The 292-nt window shown below is 44.5% G+C and carries 1 protein-coding gene and 1 pseudogene; both read left to right on the top strand.

Annotation, left to right across the window (positions count from 1 at the left end; all coding sequences use genetic code 11):
- A pseudogene (locus tag PZE06_RS28620) lies at window positions 1-174 on the top strand (electron transfer flavoprotein subunit alpha); the annotation flags it as partial.
- Window positions 167-292, top strand: a 126-nt coding sequence (locus tag PZE06_RS28615) for an FAD-dependent oxidoreductase (RefSeq protein ID WP_275792485.1), incomplete at its 3' end; no start/stop codon positions are given. The pseudogene PZE06_RS28620 and the gene PZE06_RS28615, both read left to right, overlap by 8 nt.

The following is a 292-nucleotide window of genomic DNA, read 5'->3' as shown; positions in this document are numbered from 1 at the left end:
CATATTGTAGGGATGAAGAATTCAAGCCTTATTATCGCGATTAATAAAGATCCGCAGGCACCCATTTTCGAATCATGTCACTACGGACTCGTTGGGGATGCATTTGAAATTGTTCCACTTTTAATAGATAGATTTCAAGAGGTAATGTCAAAAGAGGGGGTTAGCCATGTCTGAGAAGTTTGATGCTATTGTTGTTGGGGTTGGACCGGCAGGGACTTCGTGTGCACATGATTTAGCAAAGGGGGGAGCGCATGTCCTGCTCTTGGAAAGAGGGGAATACCCTGGTTCAAAG

The sequence above is a fragment of the Robertmurraya sp. DFI.2.37 genome, assembly GCF_029211245.1.
GTDB classification, from domain to species: Bacteria; Bacillota; Bacilli; order Bacillales; family Cytobacillaceae; genus Robertmurraya; species Robertmurraya methanolica_A.
This window is presented reverse-complemented; position numbering and strand designations above follow the sequence as displayed.